Raw genomic sequence first — 26,696 nt, forward strand, 5'->3', positions numbered from 1 at the left:
GCTCTACATTTGTAATGAGTCCAGCTTTTATATGGATTTTTGATACCAGTGTATGGTTGATTCTGCGAAGGGGCAAGTATGAGTACAACGCTATCTAGACAACGGCCACAGTGTTCTTCCGTTTACGGCCCGGTGAAATCTTGGCGATTTGGGCGATCGCTTGGCATCGATCCCATTGGCTCAGTATCTACCTGTTCTTTTAGCTGTGTCTATTGCCAGTTGGGAAAAATCCAACACATGACAACTGAGCGCCAAGTGTTTGTACCTACATCTCAAATTCTCGATGACTTGCGGGCTATTATGCCTTTACAGCAGACAGATGTCGTGACTCTTAGCGGTAGTGGTGAGCCTACCTTGGCACTGAATTTAGAGAAAATTCTAGCAGTTGTGAAAAAAGTTACTAGATTACCAACAGTGGTATTAACTAATAGTACTTTACTGCACGATGCCACTGTTCGCAGCGCTTTAAAACTAGCAGATACAGTTGCTGCTAAACTCGATGCAATTTCGTCAAATCAATTGCAGCAAATTAACCGCCCTGTAGCGACAATTAATCTGCCAGGTATATTGGAGGGAATCGAGCAATTTCGGCAGGAATATCAGGGACACTTAGCTATTCAAACAATGGTTTTGTCTTCTTGGACACCAGATATGTTAGAGGATTATATCCAAATCCTTCAGCGTCTAAAACCAGATGAAATCCAACTCAATATTCCTTCCCGTCCCCGCGTTTTGGTACGGCAATTGGAAGCACGAGGCAACGATAATCTTCAATCTCCCCCTTACCTTTTTCAGAACCTTAAATGTGTCAGCACTGACATCCTTGCTTCACTAGCTACTCAAATTCACGATGCCATCAACATTCCAGTAAATTACCCGGCAATGTCTCTATAGTAACGGTTAACAGGTAACGCTTCAAAGGAGCAAAGAGATGGAAACAAAATTAAGCAAACCATCGCTAGCACTTATAGAAATTCCCCCTGAGCATTTAAACATTATGGGTTATGTTGATGAATCTGAAGTCAACGGGCCTGGTTGTCGTGCTGTTGTCTGGGTACAAGGTTGTTTAAGGGAGTGTCCTGGCTGTTTTAATCCGGCATCCTGGCCGTTTGAGATCAATCAATTAATTAGTGTTGATACCCTTGCGGAAAATATTCTCAAAAACCCACGCAATACAGGTGTGACGTTCTCTGGTGGCGAACCCTTTTGGCAAGCACCAGCATTAGCATCTCTAGCGCGTAAATTGAAAGCGGCTGGCTTGAATGTAATGTCATTTACTGGCTTTACGCTAAAGTTACTACAATCTGAATCAGCTCCTCCAGGTTCGCAAGAGTTGTTAGAACAACTAGATATCTTGATTGACGGGCCGTTTGTGGAGTCTTTGGCTATTCATTCTCCTAATTCCCCAGTTTCTTCCAGCAATCAACGGGTTCATATTTTTAATCCCGCTTTCCAAGACAAAATTAGCTGGGCTAGCGATCAGATAGAAATTCATGTTCTCAAGGATGGGAGCCGGATTGTAACTGGCTATCAAAGTTTGTGGGAGCAGACAGAGTAATTAATTCTGTTGGACAAATCATCATAGGAACTGGTCAAAAGCAATAGGGGAGCCACTGTTTAGGGTCTACTCGTTTGAGAACCGAAAGCAGTGGCTCATTATTTTAGGAGCGATCGCTTTCAAAATATTGACGCTTGCGTAAGTCCTATGTATCTAACTTTTGTTAATCATGAAAATTTTAATTGCAATTTTTTTTTGCTTTATATACTTTAAAGAACACCAGTAAAACTAGCTTGTATTGTAGCGAATTATATTTTCACCACACTTATTGGACATTTTCTTATTCAAATTATTATATATTTGATTCTTGACTTCATTAAATATATAAATTTGTGGCGAATAATAGCAAAATACTTGGGAATAAAAAAATCAGTAAAATTTCTATTTTATGAACGATGACTATACACGTATATTGTTGATAGTTACACCAGCCTAACTAACAAAACAATCTATCTAAACCAGGGGTGTATTAGTTTGTCACTTTACTCTTCAACTAACAACAGAGCAATTACTACTGCGTAGCCAAGTTGTTTGTGAAGTTTATAAATGAAAAGCTTGTTTGATTTTCAGACAGGCGCAGCCAGAAGTTTTTCAATAAACCATTATTGACAGCATATAAAAAGGGATAAAAACCATCCGGAAATTTTCTGATGCATTTTTATCCTGCGAACATTGCTGCTCAGACTAATTTATTTCTGGTATCAAGGGTGAATTTACTTTAAAATTCTTCATTTTTTATCGCGTAAGTTAAACAAATGCATCAATCTTGTCAGAACCTAATAGTCCTAATTTTAGCCTCAATCTCTGCTTTCATAGTCACTCCATGCCACGCACAAAATCAGGGAGAAACCAATAATAGCAATACTCAGAAGATTAGCCCCGGATCTTCTGAGCTAACTACTGGCGTAGATACAACTCTAGAAACTTTGCCATCGCAGTCAAGTGATTTGAACAGTTCTACAAATAATAAAGCAGAGAAATTATCTGAAAATTCTAGTAATTCCTCTACCACTGCTGCTTTAACTACAACCGATCCAATTTCTAATCCACGTGTGCCAATATCCAGCAGAATTTTTGCTGTACCTTCGATGCAACAGTAATCAGATTTTGGATGAGTAGCTAAAAATCGCTACCCACAACATACTTGTTCGTAGTGTTGACCGGCAATATCCCAGGTAAATTGTGTTTCTACCAGTTCTCTACCAGCATGAGATAAATCATGCCGTAGTTGGGGACTATCGAAAAGTTGACTAATAGCAGTAACATAGTCTGCTGGCGCATTTGCTCTCATTGCTCTTAGGGGCGTACCAGCACCATCTACCGCTAATCCTTCTAAACCGCGATCGCTTGCTACTATCGGTACACCAGCTGCCATTGCTTCTAAAGTTTTGTTTTTAATTCCAAAACCCGTCCGCATTGGTACAATGCAGACGGTTGATTTATGTAAATACTCTACCATTGAGGCTACACGCCCAGTCACTGTAATTCCTGGTTGTTTTTTTAATGCTAAAACTTCTGGTGCAGGATTACCACCGACAATCTCAAAAGTTGTATCGGGGTAATGTTTTTGGATTTCTGGCAATACTTCTTGGCTAAAGAAGCATACCGCATCAATGTTTGCTAAATTATCCATTGCACCGATAAAGATTAAGCGATGTCCTCCCGGATCGAATGTTCTATAAGGAAAGGAAACTAAATCAACACCATTAGGAATAACCGTAATTTCACTATGAGGATTAAATTCTCGTAATTGAATTTTATCTTCTTCTGTCGTCACCACCAAAGCTGAAAACTTAGAGCAGTAGCTTTGCTCATAACGACGTAACAGTGGCAAATTAATTTTATCCCGCAATCTATTTTCGGAAATACCAGTTGCAAGTTGGTTATGACAGCTACCGTAGAGAGAACTGTGAATATTCACTACGGTTTTTAGCTGTTTTTGAAAATGAGGGCGCACATAAATCTCATTGACACTATGTTCGCAGGTAATAACATCATATTTTCCTGCTTGTACAACATTATCAATCCATTCTTGCATTTCTATTGAGTAGCGATTGAGTACGCTCGGCGGTGTCCCCTGCTGCAAAAACGAGCTAAAGCGCTGAAGTTTTTTGAAGATCCCTGCGGATGTTCCTACATCGGCGGGGCGTTCAAACACAACTAGACGATCCACACAATTTTCTAATCCTGCTATTTCCGCCTCTGTGACAGTAGCATCGCGTTGAGTTATCAGAGTAATACTATGGCGTTGGCTAAGATACTTGAGTAAATTAAATGTCCTAACTTGGGTTCCCCCCCGTGTTGGTGGATAGGGAAATGTGGAAGATAGCATGAGGATCTTCATATAACTGATGTTGGTAATATTTCTGTAATAACACTAAGAAACAATACTCCGGACAGTTTTGAGTTGAGCCAATCGACAAGAAAGCTATCGATCCATTAGGGTGCTGATTAGAAGAAACAAGCACAGGAACGATAGCTGTATGGAAATTATACAAAGCCTGGTGGAAAAAATGGGCGTTTTGGGCAAACCGGGAGTAAAGGTGATGACAACGCTGTTTGCAACGATATTAATTACATGTGGCAAGGTAAATTTTACCAACTTGAGTCGCTACAGCAGTTTGAGCGAGAAAACCTATCGACGACAGTTTCACAGACAGTTTGACTTCGCCCAGTTCAACGCAGAAATTATCAAAGCAGCAAACTCTTTACAGCACCAGATGATCGCCGTGATGGATTGCTCATTCATTGCCAAAAGTGGGAAAAAGACCTTTGGACTTGACCAATTTTACAATGGTAGTCACAATCGAGTCGAGAAAGGATTGGAAGTGTCCTTGGTGGCGGTGATAAATGTAGAAACTGAAGTGGGCTTTGGTCTGCTTGCTGAACAAACATTTGACCAAGGCTTCTGTCCAGAACTGACACGGATGGACTACTATCTTCACCACCTGGAAATTACTCAACCTCAATTACCTCCCCAAGTTCGCTATCTTGCTGTGGATGGAGCATATGCCAAGGAAGCATTTGTCACAGGGGTGAGGGCGCTCAAGCTCGATGTGATTAGTAAACTGCGCCGAGATGCGAATCTACGATATGTGTTTGAAGGTGAACAAAAAGCACGGGGAGCTAAACGTAAATATGATGGCAAAGTTGATCTAGCCGACCCTACTCGCTTGAGTTGGGTACGCGAACTGCAATCAGGGCTTGAACTCTACACATCTGTTGTATGGCACGTTTCACTCAAACGCAAGATACGCCTGGCTTATTTACTTGACCGCCGTCAGCCTCACAAACCGAGTTATGCTGTCTTATTCTCGACAGATATCAGCCAATCGCCAGACGAAATTTATCGTTTCTACAAACTGCGCTTTCAAATCGAATTCATCTTCCGTGATGCTAAACAGTTTACCGGACTGAGTGATTGTCAAGCCCGTGATGTTAAAAAACTTGATTTTCATTTCAATGTCAGTTTCACTGCCTTAAATCTTGCCAAGCTCGATGCTTATCGACAGCAGTCGGGTCAACAACCCTTTGTCTTTTCAATGGCCAGTGTCAAACGACGCTCTTTTAATGACCATTTGCTCGACACGTTTATTTCAAAGTTAGGCCTTTGTGCGACTGTAATTAAATCTCATCCTAACTACCAAAGCCTACGATCTTACGGCGTTATTGCTGCCTAATTTTGTCCGAAGTATTGTAAGAAATACAATCATATATATACGATGACTTTATTCATTGCTGATTGTCATCATGAATATCCCTGAGATAGGTTTTATGAAATTTTAGTAAGTTAAAGATAATAAAAAGCTAATTACTGAGTTATTACCAATATGATAAATTTTTTGTATATTACTACTTCAACTGTTGTATATACGGAAAAGTTTATGGCAATATTAAATTAAGTTAGTTTAGTTAATTAGATATACTGATAAACGTAAATTAACAATTTTAAAAAATGATTTATAAATTTTATTCAGTATTTTTCCGGTTGTCAGATATTCATCGGGTGAAGTCTTAGATTTGCGTGTTAAGATGGAACTCGTATTAAATAGACTAAAATTGTTGATTTGTGCAATCACTTTTAATTAAATAATATTTATTATCACTGTGTCTAAAGTTACTGTTTGTATTCCTACTTTTAATCGGGTTCATCTTCTGCCTTACGCTATTGAGAGTGTCCTCAAGCAGAGTTACCAAGATTTTGAATTAATTATCTGTGATGACGGTTCTAGCGATGGGACAGATGAATTGATGTCAGAGTACAGCGATCAACGTATTCAGTACATTCGTCATCAGCAAAATATTGGTAAAAGTAATAATATGCGCTCTGGATTTAATGCAGCGAGTGGCGAATATTTTATAAAATTTGATGATGACGATCGGCTTACGCCTGATTTTTTGGCACGTACAGTTGCTATTCTTGAGCAAGACTCTAGTATTGATTTTGTGGGAACTGACCACTGGATAATTGATATTAATAATGTCCGCAATGATGAGGTGACTCAAGAAAATTCTCGTCGTTGGGGTAGGAAAAAATTATCTGCTGGGGTTGTGGATAATTTACTAGAGGTTGTGTTTATTTACCAAAGCTTTCAAATTGGTGCAACATTATTTCGGCGTCAGACATTGCAAGAATTGGAGTTTATGCTTCCCAATATCCAAAATTGTGAAGACAATGATTTATTTGTGCGTTTAGCTTTGGCTGGTAAAAAAGGTTATTATCTACCAGAACTATTGATGGAATATCGCTACCATGCAGAACAGCAAGGTATTAATAGAGCTATTCCTTATTTATTTGATAAGATTCAGTATTTAAAAAATTATAAGTTTGATTCAGAGAAATTAGAAACGATTAGGAAAAAACGGCTGGCTGAAGCTCAGTTGATATTAGGTTTGCGTTTAATTGAAAAAGGTGAAATGCAAACTGGTAGAGAACTAGTTTTAGCTGGTAAGTCTTTTTCTAATCCTAAAGCTTGGACTGGATTAGGGTTGTCTTTTTTACCAGGTAGATTGCGTAGTAAGGGATTTAAAGCATTGCGGAAAGTGCGGGGTTAGAAATTTCTCGCATAGGTGCAAGATAAAACAATTTCAAACTGAAAAATATGTTTAGTTTTCAACTAAATATATTTTCATCATGCCAACTCAGAAATCAACAAAATGATGATGTGTACCTATATTTAAAATAAGCATTGAACTCGCAATCCAGAATCTGAATAAATTGACAGCAAGGGAAGAAAACTTTAGATCTTAAATGTAAGATAGTCAGCACTGTTAAGGATGGATTTGTGATTGGTGCTTGGGATACCAATGCCGACATTACAGAACTACAAGAAGCACAGCAGAATTTGCTGAGTGGCGAACAAGAACGAGTTGCGAAACTTTCTAAAACAAACACAGCACTCAAAAATAGTCTCGATCGCCTCGCCGTCGACTCCGAACTTGATACTTTTCTTGGTCACGTCATCTTAGAAATTAAACATCAATTAGGTGCCCAGCGATCGCATCTCTTCCTCTACAATCCTCCCTCCCATACACTAAACTTACAGGGTTCGGAAACAGATGAGGTACTACCCAAGGAGCGACTACAAGACATCGAACCTTTCTTATCCCTCTTGTGTCACTTTAGGCAGAGGAAAAATAGAAATCAGGGTGAGTTAGCAATATAAAAATTGGTGAACTTAGCCTATAAACGATAGAAAGATTGTTGTAATTAGTGTTCCAAAGTCTATGCTAGTCATAGGGGAAGTCTGAAATGAATTGCTGGTAACTTTTATCTTTTTACTTCTCCCGCCTTTTTTCCTAATTCACATTAGGCGTAATTTGGAATTTTGAATTGGTATTACTGATTAGGTTGATAAGGCGTATATTTGCCCCCTAGTGCTTCGACAATGGTGCGGGTATTCGCCTCCATCATTTTGATATAAGTATCGCCTTCACTACCTTTTGCCCCAATTGAGTCAGAGTAGAGTTGACGTGGCGCTAGTTTAACTCCTGCTTCCTGGGCTACAGTCTTAATTAAAGCGGGGTTGATTGTAGTTTCCGCAAAAATTGCCGGAACGCCGATTTTTTTAATAGATTCTACCAATCGCTGTACTGTTTGGGCGCTTGGTTGTTCTTCGGTACTGATGCCAATTAATGTACCAGCGATCGCTATTTGATAAGCGCGTCCATAATATTGAAATGCATCGTGGGTGGTGACAAGTTTGCGTTTATCGGCTGGGATAGTTTGAATTTGTCGATCGATCCAGCTATGTAACTGCTTTAATTCCTTGGTTAGTTGCGCTGCATTCTGCGTAAATTTCTCTTTATCTTCTGGCAATAACTCAATTAAACCATCGCGAATCGCATTTACCATTGCGATCGCATTTTCTGCACTGCCCCAAACATGAGGATCTGGTACTATTTCACCTTTACCTTTATCTAACTCCAAAGGTTTAACAACTTCTCCCACTGCTAACCGCTTCACTCTTCCGCCAGCAGCATTCATTAACTTAATTAATCCTGGTTCTAGATTGTAGCCGTTATACAAAATCAATTTAGCTTCTTCTAAAACTCGGCTGTCTGCTGGTACTGGTTCGTAAACGTGCGGATCTGTACCTGGTTTGAGAATTCCTGTTAGCTGAATTTCATCTCCCCCAATTTCTTGCGTTAGATCGGCAATGATTGTGCTGGTTGCAACAACTTTCGGTTTACCATTCCCCTGAGGACTGTTACTTTCAGTCGGCTGACTACAACCGAATAAAGCCAAAGGCAGAAGAATTCCCAGACACATCTGCGAAACAATATTCTTGTTGATTCTGTTTATCTTCACTTCACCGCAGCAGCTCATCTCTACCCCAAGCATTAGTTTCATTTATCAGTAATATTACTTCTCACTATAGTTTTTTTCATATTTCTCTCATTTTTATAGTAAGCTCAAGTAATGAAATATAAAAATAAAATTATGAAAAGTATCTCTTTTTACAATAAAAGTACTCAAGCATCGTTACACAACGAGGAAATACCTGCACAAGTTATTAAAACTCATGCAATGAAATCAAAACAAGGGATTAGCATTACCCATCTTGGCGTACACTACCGCGCTCAAGAAGCTTTGAGAGATGTCAACTGTTTTATTGAACCTGGTAAACTCACGGGTATTTTTGGCCCCAACGGTGCGGGTAAAAGTACATTGATGAAAGCCATGTTAGGCTTGGTTACTCCAAGTAGCGGTAATGTCTTATACCAAGAAAAACCGTTAATGCAGCAACTAGAGAAAGTTGCGTATGTACCACAGCGCAGCCAAATTGACTGGACTTACCCCGCTACTGTTTGGGATGTAGTGATGATGGGAAGGGTAAAAAAGACTGGATGGTTGCGTAGCTTTTCCGCAGTTAGCCGCCAAGTAGCAAATAATGCCTTAGAAAGAGTGGGGATGAATCAATATCGCGATCGCCCCATTGGCGAACTTTCCGGAGGACAGCAGCAGCGAGTATTTTTAGCCCGTGCTTTAACCCAGCAAGCAGAGATTTTCTGTTTTGATGAACCTTTAGTAGGTATCGATCAGAAAACTCAGACAGTAATTTTTGAAGTCTTCCACGAACTCGCAGCCGCAGGCAACATTGTCTTAGTAGTCAACCATGACTTAGGCGAATCCATCACTCACTTTGATGATTTAATATTATTAAACCAAGAATTAATCGCCACAGGTTCACGGCAACAAGTACTCACCGAAGAAAACTTACACCGTGCTTATGGTGGTAAAGTAATGTACTTTTCTGATGCAGCCTAGATTGTCAAGAGTCAAGAGTCATTATTTATCAGCCAAATGACAAATGACAAATGACCAATGACTAAGGACAAATGACAAATGATATTTCAAGCATTAATTGAGCCATTGCAATATGGCTTTATGCAGCGATCGCTTGTGATTGCAATTTTAGTTGGCTTGTTGTGTGCCGTCGTTGGTAGCTACTTGATGGTACAGCGATTGGCATTACTGGGTGATGCGATCAGTCACTCAGTTTTGCCAGGACTAGCGATCGCCTTTATGGTGGGAGGAAATATATTTGTTGGGGCATTTATTGCCGGGGTTGTAAGTACAATGGCGATCGCAGTTATTAGAACGCGATCGCCAATTAAAGAAGATGCAGCAATGGGCATAGTTTTCTCTGCATTCTTTGCCCTTGGTATTACTCTAATTACCGTAATTCAAAAAGATAACAAAATCGACCTCAATCACTTTCTATTCGGCAATATTCTTGGCGTCACCATTGATGAAGTAAGAGACACTGCAATTATTGCCGCGATTGTTCTATTAGTCGTAGTTTTGTTATATAAAGAACTTTTATTTTACACCTTTGACCCTTTAGGCGCACAAGCCGCAGGTTTACCAGTCAATCGCCTGAACTTTGGATTAATGCTGCTAATTGCATTAACAATTGTTGCCAGTATGAAAGCTGTAGGAGTAATTCTCGTACTTTCACTATTAATTACTCCAGGTGCTACTGCTTATCTATTAGTTAAACGCTTAAACCAAGTAATGATTTTGGGTGCAGTTATTGGCGTTATTTCTAGTATTAGCGGTATGTACCTTAGCTACTTTTATAACTTGCCTTCAGGCCCTGCGATTGTTTTAGTTGTATCGGGATTATTTGTATTGGCGTTATTATTTAGTCCGCGACACGGCATCTTTGCACCGCAGCAGAAGAAAGAAATGGTAGAAAAGTAATCAATAAACTTCTAAACCACAGATTGTCAATGGTGTGCGATACATGGTAGGGGCACGGCACCAGTAAAGTTATTCTATCAATAGAAATATTATTGATGCCGTGCTACTACGTATAATATTTGTATTTAAATATACAAAATATTAAAATGCGATCGCACTCATCAACATTACAACAATTAGCCTTAAACCTCAAACGTTAAACGTTAAGGTTATAACAATGACATGATGACATGATACCAAAGGCGATCGCAGTGATGAGAATGCGATCGCAAAGTGGAAAATGCATTACTCCAGAATATAAGTACTCAAATAATCTAAAGGAACCGTAAACACGTAGTAGAGTACGCCCCCACCGAGGACAATCACAGCTAGACTCGCCAGAAGTATCCAACGATCTGGAGGTTGATAAGTATCTTCATCAATGTCTCGACGAACAGCGAAATAATGCTGCGTTGAAAGTAATACTGTTAACACGCCAACTAAAGCAAATGCTAAACCTAACTTCCAACCATTACCAGGAGGTTGTGGTGCTAATGGCGGTCGAATGATCCGCAAGCGTACAATTAACACACCAAAACCCATGAGTGCAATTCCACTCCGCATCCATGCTAGATAGGTACGTTCATTGGCTAAGTGATCCCGAACTCTATCTGACCTGTACTTCTTTTTTTCTACTTTATTCTCTTCTACTTTTGCTGCTTCTATCTTCATGCGATTTACTTATTGAATCAATTCCTGACAATTTTCAATATTTATTTGCATCTAAACCAACTATATCAATAATTTAATTGCCAATTAAATAGCATTTTATTATTATCAATTAAACTTATTGATTAACTTAAACTTTTTAATCAATTTCTTTTATTGTACTTTGCGTTCAGTCATTTATAGGGGTTTAGCAATGCTAAATCGCTAGTTATTTTAAACTGGTTTAATACCTGTTTGAGCAACAGTTTTAAAACATTTTTACTACTAAATATTGCCAAAAACTCCATCCGCTTGTGGGTGGAGTTTTTGATTGAGAACTTGAGCTTAATTTACTTAATCGTTAATTTTGGCAGTGGTAAGTCCTGCATCTAGCGTGGCTTGCACATCTTCAGGAATCAACCAGTTAGCTTCACCAGATTGAAAAACCTTTGCAGGTGGAAGATTGAATTCTGTTTCTCCTGTTTCGGGGTTGGTTGTTGCAACTAACCGAGTTCCGTGAACAATCTTCAAAGCTTTAGCTGATGTGGCTGCTTGTTCTTCTGTAGCTGCTTTTCCGGGAATATATACGCCTTGGCAATCCCACTCATCATCTGTTTCTGCACCACTGGGTAGCAGATATAATTGATTGTCATAGGATGAGGTGGATTTTTTAGGTTTCTGACCGTAGACTAATAGAGTTTTATCTGTTTCATTGCGACAAATTCCTACAGGATCTTCGCTATTTTCTACAATATACTTTTGGTATTGCAAATTAGAAATTTTTTGCTCAATTTCTGGTGTAGAGCCTTGGGTTTGTTTATCCTGTAAAGCAGTTTCCAGAGATTTGGTAATTTCTATATAGTCTGGGTCATCAGCTAATTTACTTCCTGCCCAAGATGGTTGAGCGATCGTTAAGTTTACTAGTAGCAATAAGCAAACAAGGGTGATTTTTACAAGAGTATTTTTGAACAATTTCATGGGTTTCTCCAGATCGGTTAGTTTCTTTAGCATTAATTACTTAATTCAGAGAATTAATTTGCAAGAATTTCATCTGTCTGCTGGCATAACTTGTCAACATCAAAACTTATTTTTGTTTAACTCCCTGGATAACTTCTGATTTAGATGCTTCAAAAGAAAGTCCATAATTTTCTTGCCAAATGTTCTTGCCTATAAATAATAGGTAAGAACCAATACATACACATGTAATAAAAACTAAAGCAGGAGTTTCTAAGGTTTGGCTTTCTACTAAAATGGAAACACCTAATCCGATGAGCACAAAGGGAACTAAAGAGTGACCGTAGCGCGTAATTGCAGAAGCGATCGCCCCAATCTGAGTTAAGCGATAAGCTGTATAACACCACACCCCTACCAACAGAAAGAAGACTACTAAAATTACAAGTAACCTATCCCAGGTATGGGTAGCAAATAAGGGCATATAGATACTAATGTTGTCACTACCATTGGCAATGGTAACTGCTGCTACACCGTAGGTTTGAGGTGAAAGAAAATTACTCCACCAAGCTTGAGAAGATTCAGGGGTACTGACATCTTCTGTATCGTTATTCTCTTGATTGAGTAAGCGATGGATACCGATGATGATGGGTACAATACCGAGTAACCCAATCCAGGATTCTGGTAGTATGTATCTACCAAAAAAGCTGGGTAAGCTGGCAACTACTAACGCACTAAAACCCAAATACTGACCGATGACGATGTGACGACGGCGAAAGTACGCATTGATTTGTGAGAAAAATAGCGACAGAACGACGATATCATCAAGATTAGTAGCAGCAAAGGCGGTGAGTCCTGTAGGAATAGCAGTCAGTAGTTCGCTCATGGGTGCGTTGTGTCTCCTTAATGGTAGTGCCTCTCAAGCATCTGGATCGGCGATCTGCTTGGCTAAGGAACCTGTTTCAAAGGCATAGTTTCACTCTATGGCTACCCATTAATAAGAGCAAACAGTCTTTTTTGTTAAATCCATAGACTGAATTTATCGATATGTAGATTTTGACTGCAAGTATGTCAGGAAAAACTATTACACTATCTACAGTTTTCCGCTGAATTTACCGTATAATTCTTTCAGTATGTTCAAATTCACTGCTACGCGATTTATGGAAATTTGAGGATTGTTAATTTTAAATTTCAAATTTTAAATTTTTAATTCGGAGCGAAGCGACGTGACGTTGGAACAGTTGCGAATTTTTTTAGCTGTGGCAGAAATGTTGCACTTTACTCGTGCAGCGGAAGCACTTTATATTACTCAACCAGCAGTTAGTGCTGCTATTCAAAGCCTAGAGACAGAATATGGTGTCAGGTTATTTCATCGCATTGGTCGTCATATTGAAATCACAGATGCAGGTAAATTATTACAGGGTGAAGCACAAAAGATTCTTGACCATGTAGAGTTAACAGAACGCGGTTTGAAAGAATTAAATAATTTGCAACGGGGAGAATTAAAAATTGGTGCAAGCCTGACTGTAGGTAACTATTGGCTACCCGAAAAAATTAGCCAGTTTAAGCAGTTGTATCCTGGCATTTTTATCAATTGTCAGTTAGGAAATGCCGAAGAAATATGTGAAGGAACTGCTGTCGGGATGTACGATTTAGGTTTAGTAACAGGAGAGATTAAACCATCATTACAGCAATCTTTAGAGAAAAACGAAGTAGGAAGCGATCGCTTACAAATTGTAGTAGGTAAATCTCACCCTTGGTATCAACGCGGCGAAATTTATTTAGATGAATTATTGAACACAAATTGGGTAATGCGCGAATCTGGTTCCGGCGCACAGCAAATGTTTGAACGAGCCTTACAAAGTTGGGGAATTGAACCCAGCAATTTAGATGTTGTACTTAACCTAACGACTAGTGAAATGGTTAAAGCAGTAGTAGAAAGTGGTGTTGGTGCTGCTGCGCTTCCAGAATCAATGGTAAAAAAAGAATTACAACTAGGTACATTACACTCTGTGCAAATTATCGATCCGCAAAAACAATCTACTAAGAAATTAGAGATTGTTCAGCCTGTTTGGAAATTAAAACACCGCCAACGTTTTCATACGCGAGTCATGGTAGCTTTTGAATCGATTTTGATGCAAGATAATATACAGGTAGCTTAGTTTGATAATGGTTGTTTTTTGACTAAAATTGCTAAACAAATACAACTAGCTGCTAGCTTGATTAAGCTCAAAGCTGCTGTTTTCAAAATAATTATTCCACCCAAAATTATTAATACAAAAGGCAAAATATAATTACTATACTGACTTAATATACTTGCTATTGTTGTTTGAGAAGTAAATTTATAAGCTAAATAACACCAAATCGCAATTAATATAAAAAACACTCCAATTATAATTACAAAATTGCCTGTAGTACTACTAGCAAATAATGGTATGTAGACACTGATATTATCGCTACCATTAGCAATGGTGATAGCTGCAACTCTGTAAGTTTGTACATTCAACAAACTGATGGTGTTGGCATCTTGATACTCTACTGTGATAGCTTCAATCTCTGGCGTTTCATTTGTTTCGCGATTAATCAAACTGCTGATACCCATCGTCATTGGTATTAATCCTAGCAGTCCAATCCAGTTGGGTGGGATGATTAATCCACCAAATAACCCCGGAAGACTAGCAATAATTAACACAGTAAAGCCTAAATATTGACCAGCAACAATGTGCCGACATCTAAAGTTAGAATTTATTTGAGAAAACAGTAATAATAAAATAACGATATCATCAATATTAGTGGCGACGAAAGCTGAGATTCCTACTAAAAGTGTAGTCACTAACTCACTCATTCCAGAGATCCCGATTTATTTACTGAATTTTTTTAGTTAAACATTATCGGTTAAAAAATCTCTGTTTTAATAAACTAACTTTAAGCTCACCATCATCAATATAAAGTAAACCATAAACCGTAGTGGTTTCTGCGGCGCAATTTGACAGACTTTAGCACCTAACAATACTCCTGGTACGGAACCAAGCCAAATTGGTAATACTAAATTCCAATCAACTGTTCCCAAGGTGAGATGTCCAATAGCAGTGAATAGTAACAGAATTGCAGCTTGGGAAATATCTGTACCAACTAACTTTCGCGCATCCAAACGAAAAAATGCTATCAACACCAAGGCAAACATTGAACCAGAAGAGACACTTGTTAAACCTACAATACAGCCTAAAAATGCTCCTATACTTACCGTTTGTAAGCGTCCTAGTTGAGTAGTTAAGTCAAATTTTGGTAGTTCAGGTAGTTGCAATTGGGGAAAGAAGGTGAATAGCAGCATTTGCACTAATGCCAAAAGAGTGACTGCTAAAATCGTCACGCCTAACAAATGCAACATAATGCTGTTTAGGTTATATTCAGCATGATTTTTAATCAAGTGCAGTATTCCTACCCCCAACAAAGAACCAGGAACACTCCCGAAAGCCAGCCATTTCACTACTTCTGTATCGAGGGTTTGTTGTTGCCAATGTTTAATGCTACCAACAAGTTTCATTAACGTCGCTGCGACCACATCAGAACTTACCGCAACCGCTGGTGGTACTTGAAATACAAAAATCAACATCGGAGTTATGAGAGAAGCACCACCTATTCCCGTCAAACCAACGACAATACCAACTAGAAAGCTGAAAATAGGCAACAAGAAAAAATCCATACTACTGTCCTTAACCGGGGTTTCATGAATGTAGTTGTGTTTAACCGAGAACTAAAATATTGGTTGTAACTTTGTTGAGCAGCAGGTTTCGTACAATTGCAAGTTTTAAATGACTGCTGGGATAACTTCAACAAACCCTTAAACCTGATCGGCTTACCGTATTTTAAAGCGAAAATAAATTAAAGTCTAGGATTTATGTAAAGTTTAATTAAACACTGATTGCTATTTATACTTATTCAAAATCAGCTTATCTGCGATTGATAGGATTTTGGACTATCTTGACACTTCAGTAGTAGACTAAATGATAGTATCTCAAAAAACTACTTTAATTCAATTGCAATACCGTACTTTGTATGGCAGAGTTAGAAAAAGCCAAAGATGAAAATCAACAGATGGTAGCTTCGCCAAAGCCGCGATCGCCTATTGGGTTTATACAAAAATTGTTAATTACCTATTGGCGTTCTTTGTTGCTGCTGTTTGTCGGGGTATATGTACCGCTACAAATTTTTGGACTGCTGGCTTTAGAGGTGCGGTACAACGAGGGTGGTTTCCCTTGGGATTTACCGATTCTGGTGACGATTCACTCAATTGCACAACCGCAATTAGATGTATTCGCGTCGATATTAACAAAATCGGGTTCTTTTAAGACTGTATTACCCATTTTGAGCGCGATCGCACTTATTCTACTAGTGCAACGACGTTGGCGATCGCTGACTTATTTAGTAATGACTGCGGCTGGTAGTGCGATTATCAACCTCACTGCCAAAGAATTCTGGCATAGAGTACGTCCTAGTTTGTGGACTTCAGTTGCACCAAAGTTTGATTATTCCTTTCCCAGCGGCCATGCGATGGCGAGTATGACGCTGATTGCGCTTTTGGTAGTTTTAACTTGGGGTAGTGTTTGGTCTTGGTTAACAGTCATTTTGGGTAGCGTGTATATCATAGCTATTGGCTGGACACGCCTCTATTTGGGAGTACATTTTCCCAGTGACATTATTGCAGGTTGGATGGTGGCGATCGCTTGGGCTATTAGTGTGAGTTTAATTATTCGACCATTATCACAGTCAGCAAATATTACAACTCAAAAACCAGCCAGTGAAACGGAGTTACTTCCTGAAGAACAGCAATTACTCAATCAATAATAAAAATTTTCAGTCGTACATATAGAGTTTTTTCATACAGACTCTGCAAGTACAATCAACCATTTCTGAGATTCACATTTCTGTTTAGCACTAGACTTTTTGGCTTTTTTATTTTAAAGTACGGTTAATTGATAGGATTAGTGAACAAAATATGAATGATATTGAAAAAAGCGGTCAAGAGTTGTTATCGCCAACCCCAGAAAACTTACCTAAAACATTCATCCAGAAGCTCAGAGGTGGATTTTTCTTAGTAATTGGATATTTATTATCACCATTATGCTGGTGGAATGATTTAGTATTCAATTTACCAATCGCTTATTTTTTTGGTTATATTTGTAGTCTGTTTGCTCCTAAATTACTGATGCCTGGTGTCATCATTGGTTACTGGCTATCTAACATTATCGGTATTCTATTGATGCAAGCAGGTGCAATTGATATGTTGCAAAAACAAACTCAAGAACGTAACGTCAAAAAAGAACTACTGACAGGCTTAGTTTCTTCAACTGCCTATACATTTTTAATTTTGGCATTAATTCATTTTAAAATTCTTGATACTCCTAGCTTCTTTTCTGGTAGTTAATGAAAAACCCAGTTATTAAAACTGGGTTAATTTTTGGAACGATTTAAAAGATTACAGATATTACTTGAGTTTTAAAATCTCATTCATATTTAAAAACTTAGGAGCATCTTTAGTCATAATTAAAGGTAATTTACCATCCCATTTTTCTATTGCCTGTCTTTCCAAAATTTCATTAGTCAAACTATCCCTTAGTAATCTGTTTGTTTCTACCTCTCCCTTAGCCAAATTAACCTTAGCTTCTGCTTGTTTTGCGGCTTTGAGTGCGATGAAATCTGCTCGTTTGGCATCTTGTTCGGCAATTTGTTTTGCCTCAACAGCTTCACTAAATTTTTCTGAGAAATTGACATGAACCAGTGAAATATCATCAACTGCAATATGGTAGCCATGCAATCTTGCTGTTAAGGTATCATCAACTTCAGATTTTACTTCGCCTCGTTTAGTAACTACTTCTTCTGCTGTATACCTGGCTATAACTGCTTTTAAAACTTCTTCTACCGCCGGATTGATAATTTTATTAATTATATCTTGTTCGTCACCAATTTCTTGAAACGCTATATTGGTTTCTTCAGGTATAACGTGCCAATTTAATGCTACATCTGTAAAAACATCTTGTAAATCTTTAGAAGAAGCTTCAGCAGATATTTGTTGTTTTTGAACTCTCACGCTGATTTTTTTAACTGTATTGACAATAGGAATTATAATATGTATTCCTTCTCCTAATACTGTTTCCTGTACCTTACCAAACTGCATCAAAACGCCACGTTCTCCAGCATTTACGATCGCAAAAGGTGTCAGCAAAATTGTGATGAGAAATAAAAGTGCAGTTATTTTCCCAGCATTATTTGTGAATTTAATTTGTTTCATATTGACCAATGCAATGGTTATACCATGTTGGCAATTTATTATTATATATTATAAAGAGGTACTACGATAAATCTATCTATATCAAGGTTTTAGTTAATTGATATAAACTAGCCAAAAGAGGAATTGGGTTTAACGGGTGCATCCAATATTAAAAGATTAATATTATGTTTAACGAAGATATTGATTACCTTTAAAAAGAAGCTTTAGTACTGCGGACAAATAATCTCTAAATATCCTTGCAGTCTCAAGCACTGCGGGAGATTTTTGCAAAATTACATTATGGTTTTGCAATTGCAGAGCCGAAGTCAATGGTTGATGTTTATAGACTGCGGCTTGTTAGTTTCTAAGGAAAAAAGAGTACGGGATACCAGCTATAGCGCAATAATTCAGCCGCAAAACTGGAAACTAGCCATTCTTGAATTGTACCTATCGTTCCGGATGATAGTGCGATCGCACTAATATCTGCAATTGCAGCTGCTTCTAAAATCTGGGTGATGGAGTGTCCTTCACGAACTTCTGTATTCACTTGTAAATTTACTTCTTCTAAATCTGCTTTAATCTCAGATAACCTTTGTTGAGCCTGCTGGGGTAAAATTTTCTGTGGTATGTCTCGCCGACCATTATCATCTAGTACCCAGCACAGCGTACACTGTTGTAGATATCGATCGGATTGTTGTTGAGCTAAATGCTTCACCTGTTGAACAAGATGATTCGCCGTTTGAGTCCCGTTGTAGGGAAGTAGCAAAGACCGGAAAAGATGCTGACAACGAAGCGTTAATTCTTCAGAAGTATATGTAGAGATTAACTGAGGACGCAGTACCAAAAGCGGAATTTTTGTTTTGTGAGATAAGTCAGCCATCGTGCTACCCACCAATTTTTCAGTGAATAAGCTGCGACTTTGAGAACCCAATATAATCAATTGGGAGTGATAGGTTTGGGCAACTTTCAGGATAATTTCAACAGGCTTTCCCGATTGAACTTCGATTTTTACTTCTACATCAGGAGAACTTTCAGCAAGATTATTTGCTAATCGAGTTTGAGCTTGTTCTATTTTCTCAGTATCAACTCGTGCAATAATGCCTTTATCCCACACGGGGACAGCGTGCAGAAAAACTATGTGCTTCATCCCCGCAAGCGCCAGGCTAGAAACAAAATGTGTTAGACGGTGTAAACCGTCAGAAAAATCCGTGCAAATCAAAACTCTTTGAAACATAGATACCCAGTAAAAGAGATTGAGAATTTTTTAATCTAATCCCAAAACCTATATCAAGTTCGCTTGGGTGACAGCATATTTTATAGTGCGATCGCAATTACATCACGATTTTGCTGAGAGTATCACGGAAATGCTAGGTATTCAAGTAAGCGATCGGGTGACAGCCTTCAAGGTGAGTTAGGGCGTGAGAAATTTTATATTTGGGATTTGAAATTAATTTCACAGATACACCTAGGTTAATCATCCAATAGTTAGAAGTTATTGAGAAGAATGTTCAATATAGTAGCTCATAGATGTTGAGATTGGAGAACAAGCACATGGCGCTTGTAAAATTAGAAGAATTCTACCCAGAATATCGTGAAAATTCCTCCGATATTGATGACATCAAAAGCTTTGATGTTTATGCTCAAACAAATGAAAAAGTTGGTTCAGTTCACAACATTTTAGTTGACGAACAAACTGGTAAATTCCGTTATTTTGTAGTGGATACGGGTTTCTGGGTGTTCGGTAAAAAAGTTTTGCTACCAGTTGGACTTGCTGACATTCATTACACTGACAAACGAATTTATGCTAAAGGTCTAACTAAACAGCAAGTAGAAAACTTGCCTAACTTTGATGACCTAGAAAAGGTTGATTACGATTATGAAGAGCAAGTACGCGGAGTCTATCGGCCTTCAGTCGCGACTTCTGCTGTAAATCAGCCTGCTACTTACGACCGCAACACTTACAATTACGAGCAAGAACCTTCACTTTACGACATTAATAAACAAGACAGCCAAATTTTAAAACTTTACGAAGAACGGTTAATTGCTAACAAACAACGTCGTAAGGTTGGGGAAGTTGCTGTTGGTAAACATGTAGAAACCGAGACTGCTAGTGTTGCAGTACTCGTTGAAAAAGAGCGAGTAATAATTGAGCGCACCAATCCTACAAATGCAACACCAACTAATCCAGATGAGGCCTTTCGTGAAGGTGAAGTAGCGCGCATGGAAATTTACGAAGAAACTCCCGATATCCGCAAGGAAACTGTTGTGCGGGAAGAAGTTCGAGTCCAGAAAGTTGTCGAACAGGAAACAGCTCAAGCTCAAGATACTGTTAGACGCGAAGAACTTGATGTAGATACTGAAGGTCGTCCAATTGTGGACAAATAGCTCTAGTCTTTTATTAAATGTAGAGACCATATACTCAGGTCTCTACATGGTTTTGATTTGACTTAGAAATGCTATAAATATTAAATATTTAAGGCGATTAGACCAATTAATACAGCAAGACCTAAAGCTCGGCGAAAATAATTAACGCCATCAAATAATTCCAGCCAAGCCCAAGTAAACAAAGAGCCATTGGCAACGAAATTTAATCCTGTATTGATAGTGCCACTTGTAAAGATTAAAGCTAGTAAACTAGTTACTATCCAAACAATCAGTGGTAGGTTTGGCATCTGAGCGATTACAATGTTGCCATTGTTGTCACGGAAGGTTTTATCAACTAATGTATTTTCCGTCATGTTCAGTTTTGACTAACTTACAAAATTACTGGGCGAAAAATTGAGAATAGACTGCAATTTAATTGCAATTGTTAATAGCATTTAAACATTCAGCTAAATTCCTCTGCAAGTATCTAAATGCTGAAATGAAAGCGGAAAAATATATTCATATATGAATATATTGAAAGGTATATTCATCGGAAATCTGCCAATGTAAGTAGGCGAGAAAAAACCAAACTATGTCACGAAAAATAAAATCTCTGTATTTGGCTTGTAGTTGCCCTACTCTGCGAGAAGCTGCGTTGCGTCTATAGCGCTAAAGCGCAACTACAAACTATTGATACTGAGTGCTTTCTGATATTTGAGAATAAGATGTCCGCCGCGAGTGAAACGGAGTCACACGACGCAATCGCAGGTCGCAATGACGATGATTTGAAGGAATACGATATTACTTAGTCTGAAAAATATTCTGTACCATTTTTTTATCTAAACTGTCCGCCGCTTGGTCGAGTGCTGCTATCTCACCGGAATCTAAATACCAACCTAAAGCACCAATATTTTCTTGTCCTTGTTTGACGTTTTTTGCGCCAGGGATGGGAATAGTTCCTTTACTGATGCACCAGTTAATTGCTACTTGTGACATAGTTTTATTTCTGGACTGTGCAATCTCTCTGACACAGGCTAAAAGCGGGTCAATACCTGGTAATAACTGCCGAAACAATAAACCGCGGATACCTTTGGGAAAAGGCCCTGTCTTTGAGTATTTTCCGGTTAATAACCCCAGTCCTAAAGGACTATAAGCAACAAGTTTGATTCCCATTTCGTCGCAAACGTCTTTCAGTCCTAGTTGGGTGACAGGATATGTGGATAGTAGAGAGTATTGAACTTGTAGAGTTGCGATCGCCACGCCGCGATCGCTAAATTTTTTATATACCCGTTGCAGACGTTTTGGCCCGTAATTGGATAAGCCTACAGCTTTGACTAATCCTTGCTCATAAAGGTCAGCCAGTCCATCTAACAGCCTTTCCTCTTGCCAAGGCGCATAATTTGCCGTAGACCAATGCATCTGCACTAAATCTATATTTCTGCCTAAGCGTTGGGCAGAAGCTTTACCAGCTTGTACCATTGATTGACGCGTCCATCTCCAAGGGTAAGCAGCTAGCTTAGTGGCGATGCAAATTTTTTCTGCATTGATACCTTGATATTCGCGCGCAAATTTTCCCAGAAGTATCTCGCTGCGTCCCTTTAATTTGCCAGTACCGTAAGAATCGCCTGTGTCAAATAACGTCACACCGTTGCTGACACAAAGATTAAAGACAGCTTGCAACTCCTCATCCATACTGCGATCGTATCCCCAAAGCAACTGGTTTCCCCATGCCCAAGTTCCACAACCCATAGTTGGGAGCGATAATTCCTGGCTAATCTGCATATTTATCCCTGAAAACAAGGTTTCTCAAAGTTTATTATCAGATAATTTCTGGGAACTATCGTTAGCAGTTGAGATAGCAATGAGATGTCAAAGACTGTACTTCAGTGAATTGTTAGTGTTTGAATTTATCCTTCCAGTACTTAGTTCGCTTCTGTTGAGAGAAACCCTTGCCCTTGCAGATATTCACACTGATACTATTTTGGGGAGCGAATCATCAGTATTAAAACCAGGGGTTGAAATGCAAGCAGCAACCGGAGATATTATCCTGGGATTGTTGAGATTTTAGCCCCTTGCACCTGTAACATAGGCAGCCGTTAGCGGATGCTGGGGAGATTCAAAAATTTGGGCTACTGTCCCCGTTTCAATTAGTTGACCAACGCCATCTTGAACCCAAAACAGAGCTACACGATCGGCAATGCGCTTGGCTTGTGCAAGATTATGAGTGACAATCAGCAATGTATAACGTCCCCGCAGGCTGGTAATTAAATCTTCAACTACACCACTGGAAATTGGGTCTAAGGCGCTACAAGGTTCATCCAATAGTAAAATTTCTGGTTGCAAACCTAAAGCTCTTGCTATGCACAAACGTTGCTGTTGTCCGCCGGAAAGCGCTAAAGCTGATGTATGCAATCGGTCTTTGACTTCATCCCATAATCCTACATCGGTGAGAGTTGTCTCAACGATCGCATCAATTGTTTCGCGGTTTTTAATCCCGTGTTCTCGCAACGGTAATTCTAAATTCTTCCAAATAGATAAAGGAAAAGGATTCGGTTTTTGGAAGATCGTGCCAACTTTACGCCGCAGTGCGATCGCATCTATTTTGGTATTGAGTACATCAAAAGCACCTATTTGAATTCGCCCCTTTACCCGACAGTGAGGAATCAAATCAGTTAAGCGATTCAGACAACTGAGAAAGCTAGTTTTTCCACAACCTGAAGGGCCAACTAAAGCAGCAATTTCACCTGCATTGATGCTGAGATTGACGTTTGCAAAGGCCGTTTTTTGCCCGTATTGTAAGGTCAAGTTCTCAGTTTGAATCAATGGTTGAAATGTTTCTTCTGGCTGTGTCATCAGTTAATAATTCTCCTGTGCAACCAAGTTTCGGCAATCCATGCGGCTGTGCCATTAATTAACAGCAGCAATAAAAGTAAAATTAATGCTGAAGCGTAAGCACTGCTATCTCCGCCAGAGATATTCATTGATAAATCAAAAATATGAATCGAAAGTGCGCGTCCAGAATCTAGCAATGATTCTGGCATTCTATCTACATAACCACTAGTAAAAATTAAAGCAGCAGTTTCTGCGATCGCTCTTCCTATCCCCAGCACCAAACCCACAATTAAACCAGGTATAGCAGCGGGTAATAATATTTCCCATAAAGTCGTGGTACGAGAAAAACCCAAAGATGCTGCGCCCAATCTATACTCTTGGGGCACAGCACGAAATCCTTCTTCTGTGGAGCGAATGAGGATTGGTAACACCATACACGCTAATGTTAACCCTCCCGCAAGGATAGAAAATCCCAAGCCTAGAATTTGGCAAAAGAAGACGTTACCAAATAACCCAAAGACGATTGAAGGAACACCAGCTAAAACATCTAAACTGCGCCGCACTAATCCACCAAAGATACTATCAGTTGGAGTAAATTCTGCCAGCAAAATTGCTGTACCCACACCAATAGGGATAGAAACTGCCATGCATACTGCCATAATCATCAGGGTGGAAACCAAAATCGGCGCAATTCCCCCTTCTCTACCAGCATTTACAGGTTCAGTGGTGATAAATTGCCAAGATAAGTGACCAATTCCATGCCAGAAAATATCATTCAGTATCCACAAGAATATGGCAGTTACCAAAACAGCAGTTAGCCAAATAATAGTTATTGGTAGCCAATCTTGAGGAAGTTTCAGAGTTTTAATTTGAGCTTTAAGATTTTGCATTGGTAGAGTCAACAGTCAAGGATCAATGGTTATTAGTTATTTCTCCCCACACTCCCTTGTCCCGCATCTTCCTTCCCTTCACTCATAAATCTTTCCCTGACTGATAACTTCAGCAACAGCAACCAAAAATACAATCAGCCCCATCAAAACTAAACCGCTAACAAAGAGTGCAGAACGGTGATCTCCTGTGGCGTATGCCATTTCTAAGGCAATGTTAGCTGTAAGGGTACGAATCGGGTCAAACAGAGATTTAGGAATTTGTACTACATTACCGCACACCATCAAAATTGCCATTGTTTCGCCAATTGCACGACCTGTTTCTAAAATCATTCCTGTGAATAATCCCGATTTGGCAGCCGGAAATATGACATTACTGATAGTCGCCCAGCGAGATAATCCTAAAGCTGCGGCTCCCTGATGGTAAGATAAGGGGACTTTCGCCAAACTGGCATCGGCTACCAATGCGATTGTCGGTAAAATCATGATTGTGAGTATGGCTATCCCAGCTAATAGGCTAGGCCCTGGTGGATGCAATTTCCCAATTAAGGGAACTAATACTACTAATCCCCAAAAGCCATAGACTACAGAAGGAATTCCTGCTAGTAATTCAATTAAGCGGCGGTAGATTTTAGCTAATGTCGGTGGGGCGTAAAATTGACAAAAGACTGCGGAGAGAATGCCGATAGGAGTAGCAATTAGTACTGAACCAAACATTGCTAGCAGTGTTCCCCACAACATCGGTATCAGGTTATAAAATCCAGCAGTTGGGTTCCACGAGGAGTCGCTAAAAAAGCGAGTAATACCAACGTGTTGAAGAACTGGTAGAGATTCAACAATCAAAAAGAAAATAATTAAAAGTGCGATCGCACCTGCCATCAATCCTGATACCCGCAGTATCCAAATTAACCACAGGTCGCTATTTCGAGACGAGGACAAAGTTTTGCTGTTTAACAATGTCGCTTACCTGTTGTGATTGTGCATAATCAATGAATTCTTTTGCTAGCCCTTGGGGTTGGGTTTTTGTTACCAAGTTCAACGGACGAGCAATGGGAAAGGTATTATTCTGTACATTGGCAGTTGTTGCAGCTATACCGTTGACTGGTAACAGCTTGATAGGTACTTTATTGGCCTCGCTATTTTCTGCCGAACCGATAGAAACATAGCCAATAGCGTTGGGGTTTCCGGCTACAGTCTTGATTCCTTGCTCGTTATCACCAATTACCACTTGCGCTTTAATATCGGTGTTTTTTAGCTTGAAGTAGTGGGTAAACAATTCCAGAGTAGAACGCCCTTCAGCTTTATTCACAACGGTAATAGTTCCGGTTTTACCTCCCACCTGCTGCCAGTTGGTGACTTTGCCAGTATAGATATCTACAACCTGCTTATCTGTTAGAGATTTCACGGGATTATCTTTATGCAGAATCACCGTAACTCCATCACGGGCAATTGTGAATGCCTTTAAATCTTTTTCGTCCGGCTTCAAGGCACGAGAAACCATACCAACATCTGCTACGCCCTGACGAGCATCAGTAATACCACGGGAAGAGCCTCCCGATTGTACATCAATTCGTACACCTGGATGACTAGATTCAAAGCGTTTACCAATTTCTGCTGCTAATGGTGCCACAGTACTGGAGCCAGTTAGTACTAGTTTGGTTTGAGGCTTGCTGACATTGTTATTTGTAGTTTGCTGAGGTGAAGAACAACCTTGTAAATACAAGCAAGTTGCCAATCCCATAGCTAAACTAACGATAATTGCTGAACTTTTCATTAACTTTTTAATTAAAAGAGAGGACACAACAGCCAAGGTTCAGCGCACTACCCGTAGTGACTTCCACTTCCGGAGCTAGACGGTAGAGAAATGCTTTACCATTGCGTTCCCGAACTACAAATTTTGCCCGACGCAGAACTTGTAAATGATGAGAAAGCAGACTTTGTTCTAAACCGAGAATCTTGTTCATCTCCCCTACCTGCATAGGACTATGCATGAGGATTTTTAACACGGCTAGACGGGTTTCATCTGCCAAGACTTTCAGCCTCTCTACGCAGTCAAACTCCTGTATTCTGCTCATGACTCCTCTGATGAAGATTTATCTGTGTAGGTATTAATTATCATTCATATGAAATTTCATTTATCAATTAAGCGTTCCGATCGTTACACTTGTTGACTCGGCTTAAACTTTTTGTAACCAAAGCTTAATCTCGATCTGCATAAGTGGGGAAAACGCCGCTACGAATCCGTGCTATGGGAAGATTTCGCTATCTCCCATTCTGTTTCATGCTGCTCATACTCAGTTGCAGTCTGTTGTAGTACCTCAGAATTAATGAGATTGCTTTCCTCAACTGCGTTCCGGTCGCAATGACAGAGACTATCTTTAATTGAAATTTGGTATCAGAATGCGATGCCTACGGCAACCGCTGCGGGGAACGCAATTT

At 39.3% G+C, this 26,696-nt stretch carries 29 protein-coding genes; 13 read left to right on the forward strand and 16 right to left on the reverse strand.

From position 1 onward, the window contains the following. Nucleotides 1-78 precede the first annotated feature (78 nt). The 3 genes from AACU33_RS13710 (at nt 79) to AACU33_RS13720 (ending at nt 2,658) form a co-directional block, all read left to right on the forward strand. Nucleotides 79-894 (forward strand): radical SAM protein, encoded by an 816-nt coding sequence (locus AACU33_RS13710; RefSeq protein WP_096589223.1) that lies wholly within the window; start codon nt 79-81, stop codon nt 892-894. 37 nt (nt 895-931) lie between these two features. Continuing rightward, nucleotides 932-1,558, forward strand: a complete 627-nt coding sequence (locus tag AACU33_RS13715) for a 4Fe-4S single cluster domain-containing protein (RefSeq protein ID WP_096589224.1) — start codon at nt 932-934, stop codon at nt 1,556-1,558. Between the two features lie 755 nt (nt 1,559-2,313). Next, nucleotides 2,314-2,658: a hypothetical protein gene (locus AACU33_RS13720; protein ID WP_096589225.1), complete on the forward strand. Its 345-nt coding sequence runs from the start codon at nt 2,314-2,316 to the stop codon at nt 2,656-2,658. Between the two features lie 29 nt (nt 2,659-2,687). On the opposite strand, the gene AACU33_RS13725 is transcribed toward AACU33_RS13720, so the two are convergent. Then, on the reverse strand, nt 2,688-3,902 hold the full coding sequence (locus tag AACU33_RS13725; RefSeq protein WP_096589226.1) for a glycosyltransferase family 4 protein: 1,215 nt from the start codon (nt 3,900-3,902) through the stop codon (nt 2,688-2,690). Nucleotides 3,903-4,041: 139 nt separating this feature from the next. Here AACU33_RS13725 and AACU33_RS13730 point away from each other — a divergent pair, with 139 nt between their 5' ends. The 3 genes from AACU33_RS13730 (at nt 4,042) to AACU33_RS13740 (ending at nt 7,224) form a co-directional block, all read left to right on the forward strand. Beyond that, entirely contained in the window at nt 4,042-5,238 is a 1,197-nt protein-coding gene (locus AACU33_RS13730; protein ID WP_339375962.1) for a transposase, read from the forward strand. A 427-nt stretch (nt 5,239-5,665) separates the two neighbouring features. After that, entirely contained in the window at nt 5,666-6,613 is a 948-nt protein-coding gene (locus AACU33_RS13735) for a glycosyltransferase family 2 protein (RefSeq protein WP_096589227.1), read from the forward strand. A 230-nt stretch (nt 6,614-6,843) separates the two neighbouring features. Beyond that, a complete protein-coding gene (locus AACU33_RS13740; protein WP_096589228.1) occupies nt 6,844-7,224 on the forward strand; it encodes a hypothetical protein in 381 nt (126 codons plus the stop codon). A 173-nt stretch (nt 7,225-7,397) separates the two neighbouring features. On the opposite strand, the gene AACU33_RS13745 is transcribed toward AACU33_RS13740, so the two are convergent. After that, entirely contained in the window at nt 7,398-8,330 is a 933-nt protein-coding gene (locus AACU33_RS13745; protein ID WP_445291787.1) for a metal ABC transporter substrate-binding protein, read from the reverse strand. 258 nt (nt 8,331-8,588) lie between these two features. On the opposite strand from AACU33_RS13745, the gene AACU33_RS13750 reads away from it, so the two are divergent. Both AACU33_RS13750 and AACU33_RS13755 read left to right on the forward strand, forming a co-directional pair. Further along, on the forward strand, nt 8,589-9,329 hold the full coding sequence (locus AACU33_RS13750; protein WP_339376500.1) for a metal ABC transporter ATP-binding protein: 741 nt from the start codon (nt 8,589-8,591) through the stop codon (nt 9,327-9,329). Between the two features lie 81 nt (nt 9,330-9,410). Beyond that, a complete protein-coding gene (locus AACU33_RS13755; RefSeq protein WP_096595249.1) occupies nt 9,411-10,268 on the forward strand; it encodes an iron chelate uptake ABC transporter family permease subunit in 858 nt (285 codons plus the stop codon). Between the two features lie 285 nt (nt 10,269-10,553). On the opposite strand, the gene AACU33_RS13760 is transcribed toward AACU33_RS13755, so the two are convergent. From AACU33_RS13760 to AACU33_RS13770, 3 genes are all read right to left on the reverse strand, one after another. After that, entirely contained in the window at nt 10,554-10,979 is a 426-nt protein-coding gene (locus AACU33_RS13760) for a YidH family protein (RefSeq protein WP_096589231.1), read from the reverse strand. 330 nt (nt 10,980-11,309) lie between these two features. Further along, on the reverse strand, nt 11,310-11,933 hold the full coding sequence (locus AACU33_RS13765; RefSeq protein ID WP_096589232.1) for a hypothetical protein: 624 nt from the start codon (nt 11,931-11,933) through the stop codon (nt 11,310-11,312). Between the two features lie 106 nt (nt 11,934-12,039). Next, nucleotides 12,040-12,792, reverse strand: a complete 753-nt coding sequence (locus AACU33_RS13770; RefSeq protein WP_096589233.1) for a cadmium resistance transporter — start codon at nt 12,790-12,792, stop codon at nt 12,040-12,042. A gap of 340 nt (nt 12,793-13,132) precedes the next feature. Between AACU33_RS13770 and AACU33_RS13775 the strand changes: the two genes are divergently transcribed. Further along, a complete protein-coding gene (locus AACU33_RS13775; protein ID WP_096589234.1) occupies nt 13,133-14,068 on the forward strand; it encodes a LysR substrate-binding domain-containing protein in 936 nt (311 codons plus the stop codon). On the opposite strand, the gene AACU33_RS13780 is transcribed toward AACU33_RS13775, so the two are convergent. Both AACU33_RS13780 and AACU33_RS13785 read right to left on the reverse strand, forming a co-directional pair. Continuing rightward, a complete protein-coding gene (locus AACU33_RS13780; RefSeq protein ID WP_096589235.1) occupies nt 14,065-14,751 on the reverse strand; it encodes a cadmium resistance transporter in 687 nt (228 codons plus the stop codon). The two genes, AACU33_RS13775 and AACU33_RS13780, sit on opposite strands and share 4 nt — an antisense overlap. Nucleotides 14,752-14,817: 66 nt before the next feature. Next, nucleotides 14,818-15,609, reverse strand: coding sequence for a sulfite exporter TauE/SafE family protein (locus tag AACU33_RS13785; protein WP_096589236.1), 792 nt, complete (start codon nt 15,607-15,609; stop codon nt 14,818-14,820). A 353-nt stretch (nt 15,610-15,962) separates the two neighbouring features. On the opposite strand from AACU33_RS13785, the gene AACU33_RS13790 reads away from it, so the two are divergent. Continuing rightward, the gene (locus AACU33_RS13790) at nt 15,963-16,751 is read left to right on the forward strand and encodes a phosphatase PAP2 family protein (RefSeq protein WP_096589237.1); all 789 of its coding nucleotides are present in this window, start codon (nt 15,963-15,965) and stop codon (nt 16,749-16,751) included. Nucleotides 16,752-16,902: 151 nt separating this feature from the next. Next, complete coding sequence (locus AACU33_RS13795; RefSeq protein WP_096589238.1) at nt 16,903-17,331, forward strand: hypothetical protein; 429 nt, start codon at nt 16,903-16,905, stop codon at nt 17,329-17,331. Between the two features lie 60 nt (nt 17,332-17,391). On the opposite strand, the gene AACU33_RS13800 is transcribed toward AACU33_RS13795, so the two are convergent. Both AACU33_RS13800 and AACU33_RS13805 read right to left on the reverse strand, forming a co-directional pair. Then, the gene (locus AACU33_RS13800; protein ID WP_096589239.1) at nt 17,392-18,195 is read right to left on the reverse strand and encodes a prohibitin family protein; all 804 of its coding nucleotides are present in this window, start codon (nt 18,193-18,195) and stop codon (nt 17,392-17,394) included. Nucleotides 18,196-18,538: 343 nt separating this feature from the next. After that, the gene (locus AACU33_RS13805; RefSeq protein ID WP_096589240.1) at nt 18,539-19,408 is read right to left on the reverse strand and encodes a universal stress protein; all 870 of its coding nucleotides are present in this window, start codon (nt 19,406-19,408) and stop codon (nt 18,539-18,541) included. 317 nt (nt 19,409-19,725) lie between these two features. On the opposite strand from AACU33_RS13805, the gene AACU33_RS13810 reads away from it, so the two are divergent. Continuing rightward, nucleotides 19,726-20,559: a DUF2382 domain-containing protein gene (locus AACU33_RS13810; RefSeq protein WP_096589241.1), complete on the forward strand. Its 834-nt coding sequence runs from the start codon at nt 19,726-19,728 to the stop codon at nt 20,557-20,559. Nucleotides 20,560-20,639: 80 nt separating this feature from the next. On the opposite strand, the gene AACU33_RS13815 is transcribed toward AACU33_RS13810, so the two are convergent. After that, nucleotides 20,640-20,912 carry a hypothetical protein gene (locus AACU33_RS13815; RefSeq protein WP_096589242.1) on the reverse strand — a complete coding sequence of 91 codons (273 nt, stop codon included), beginning with the start codon at nt 20,910-20,912 and terminating at the stop codon, nt 20,640-20,642. Between the two features lie 427 nt (nt 20,913-21,339). After that, the gene (locus tag AACU33_RS13820; RefSeq protein WP_096589243.1) at nt 21,340-22,320 is read right to left on the reverse strand and encodes an aldo/keto reductase; all 981 of its coding nucleotides are present in this window, start codon (nt 22,318-22,320) and stop codon (nt 21,340-21,342) included. A gap of 79 nt (nt 22,321-22,399) precedes the next feature. Between AACU33_RS13820 and AACU33_RS13825 the strand changes: the two genes are divergently transcribed. After that, nucleotides 22,400-22,606, forward strand: a complete 207-nt coding sequence (locus AACU33_RS13825; RefSeq protein WP_096589244.1) for a hypothetical protein — start codon at nt 22,400-22,402, stop codon at nt 22,604-22,606. Here the strand turns inward: AACU33_RS13825 and AACU33_RS13830 are convergent. The 5 genes from AACU33_RS13830 to AACU33_RS13850 all read right to left on the reverse strand — a co-directional run bounded on the left by AACU33_RS13830 (nt 22,603) and on the right by AACU33_RS13850 (nt 26,332). Beyond that, nucleotides 22,603-23,391 carry a phosphate ABC transporter ATP-binding protein gene (locus AACU33_RS13830; protein ID WP_096589245.1) on the reverse strand — a complete coding sequence of 263 codons (789 nt, stop codon included), beginning with the start codon at nt 23,389-23,391 and terminating at the stop codon, nt 22,603-22,605. The genes AACU33_RS13825 and AACU33_RS13830 overlap by 4 nt on opposite strands. Continuing rightward, a complete protein-coding gene (gene pstA / locus AACU33_RS13835) occupies nt 23,391-24,260 on the reverse strand; it encodes a phosphate ABC transporter permease PstA (protein ID WP_096595250.1) in 870 nt (289 codons plus the stop codon). The genes AACU33_RS13830 and pstA overlap by 1 nt, the downstream gene beginning before the upstream one ends. 78 nt (nt 24,261-24,338) lie before the next feature. Beyond that, nucleotides 24,339-25,196 carry a phosphate ABC transporter permease subunit PstC gene (pstC, locus tag AACU33_RS13840; RefSeq protein WP_339375993.1) on the reverse strand — a complete coding sequence of 286 codons (858 nt, stop codon included), beginning with the start codon at nt 25,194-25,196 and terminating at the stop codon, nt 24,339-24,341. After that, the gene (locus tag AACU33_RS13845; protein WP_339375994.1) at nt 25,177-26,031 is read right to left on the reverse strand and encodes a phosphate ABC transporter substrate-binding protein; all 855 of its coding nucleotides are present in this window, start codon (nt 26,029-26,031) and stop codon (nt 25,177-25,179) included. Before AACU33_RS13845 ends, pstC begins: the two co-directional genes overlap by 20 nt. Nucleotides 26,032-26,038: 7 nt before the next feature. After that, nucleotides 26,039-26,332, reverse strand: a complete 294-nt coding sequence (locus tag AACU33_RS13850; RefSeq protein ID WP_096589247.1) for an ArsR/SmtB family transcription factor — start codon at nt 26,330-26,332, stop codon at nt 26,039-26,041. Nucleotides 26,333-26,696: the final 364 nt, after the last annotated feature.

This window comes from Calothrix sp. NIES-2098, from assembly GCF_963875125.1.
GTDB lineage: Bacteria > Cyanobacteriota > Cyanobacteriia > Cyanobacteriales > Nostocaceae > Aulosira.